General features: G+C 36.0%; 1 protein-coding gene. It reads right to left on the reverse strand.

The window, feature by feature from the left end; genetic code table 11:
- Positions 1–88 precede the first annotated feature (88 nt).
- On the reverse strand, positions 89–2,058 hold a 1,970-nt coding region (locus tag FTV48_RS14585), incomplete at its 5' end, for a tyrosine-type recombinase/integrase (RefSeq protein WP_257222983.1).

Raw genomic sequence — 2,058 nt, forward strand, 5'->3', positions numbered from 1 at the left:
CATGGGTTTTTAAAATTTTTTTCTACTTAATTTTCAACTGGTTTTTACTATTGGGACTAAAGGGAGGAAAATTAAGCCAGAAACAGCCTTAGAACAAATATCGTACACTCAACCACGCAAGTACCCATCGCACGGCACTTAATGACGCTTGTTTAGACATAATTCTAAAATAATCATATTTATTATGTTTCATCACTATCGGAAAAAACTGATGTTCTGTAAGGATTGAAAGCATAGGTTCATCCTCTGCCGTAAAATGCATCAATACTTTTGTTACATTACTTTCATACAACCATTTTTTTATTAACCAATTATAAGTTTCTGATTGGTTTTGTTCTAAATAATCAAATCGCTCTAAAATCTCTTGTGCAGAATTAAAATCTACAGCACTTAGTAATTCAGGCAAACGTGCTAACTTTCCTTGTGTCGATAATGGATGTCTTCCTATATTTGAACCACGTTTACCTGACGGAATGTTTGCCATCGTAATTAAAGCTCTCTTCCAGGACTCAATATCTAATCGTGGCTGCCCCTGCCCAGAAATAAGATACCGCTCAATATCTTCAAACTTTTGAAATAATTCGTGTTTAATTACTTTTCCCGTCGAATTCCCTCTTTTCTGAGCATAGATGACCCACCTCTGACTTTGTCTTTTTTTGAGTACATATTTTTCGATGGTATCTCTCAACTCATATTTTAGATTACCATTCTGTTGATGAATCGCTTGGAAATGCCTGAATAAATTACTCCGACTCATGACTCGCTTAAAAAATGCAGTATGTAAATTGGGTTGCTGTTGTTGCATGCTATAGGCATAAGTAGCCAGAAATAAGATATGAACATAATGCTTTAATGTTGTCGATTCATGTAAATGTCCAAGCACTCGACTAATCGCCTTAATCCCTTGCCCAACCTGTCCTTCATTGCCTACTAGCGTATTAAATTGCTCATTCGATGGCATCCAATTTTGTAGCCATGGCAGTTCTATCGTAAGCGCTTTAAAATCCACCACTGTTTGCAAACACTTTAAAGTATATGCACTTGCAAACGTATGTCTTAAATGATGTAAGCTGAGATCAACATCTCCTGTGACTTTCTTTAATATTTGAGATATTTGATTAAAAAAAGGCCTATGCTCACTGTTCTCATCAGACATTAATATCGATTTTTTTTTATTCTTATAAATGTCCTCTAATCCCTTTTGAATCGTCTGACTTAACAAACTCATCGGAACAACACGTTCTGATCCAAGTGTTTTTAACTGATGCTCACCATAAGGACGAATTCGAAGCATATCCTCATCAATATCTAAGGGCCGTAAATGAAGTGTCTCTGAACGGCGTACACCCATCGCTGCAGATAAACGAAAATGACGCTGAATCTCTAGACGTAAAGCAGCATCATTCACCCCAGATTCTAAAGATTGTAATATTTGAACGATCTGCTGCACTTCATTTTTTGAAAAAACTTTAGCACTTGCTTGATGCGCTGTACGCTTGTGTAACTTTATACGATCATCATTTAACTGAATTAAAAAATCTCTAAAGCGATTCCACGCAGCGAGATGCTTGCGGTGTGGAAAATGCTCTTGCGTCAACTCCATCCATTTTTGAAATACATCTTCATCAATCTGGCTATCTTTTGTTAAATCTTCTGAAAACCCCAATATACCTGCACTGACGATGGCCAAATGTAGATGAATCATATTTCGATTCTGTAGACTTAACTCTTCTGCATCACAGCGTAAAATCAGCCATCGCACAAAGCACGTTAATAAATTGACTGAGTAGTGATTCGTTTCATTATTGGCAAGCTGTTTAAGCCAAATGCTTGATCTAGACTCACCTTTTAGTTGCTGAATCATCGCTAAAATATCAGACAAATGTAGTTGCTCATCGTCTATTTCTATTTCACTTTCTGGCTCAGTGCTATCTAAATTTGTGGTTAATTTTTCATATTCGAATAAGCGTAATAATTCATTTATCATAAAGGAAGCCCAATCGTAGATATGATTGGGCTTTTTACATATAGGTCTGTTTTTTTCTAAATATTGGCTTT

Origin of the sequence: Acinetobacter sp. YH18001 (genome assembly GCF_013416975.1) — a bacterium.
Classification (GTDB): Bacteria; Pseudomonadota; Gammaproteobacteria; order Pseudomonadales; family Moraxellaceae; genus Acinetobacter; species Acinetobacter pseudolwoffii.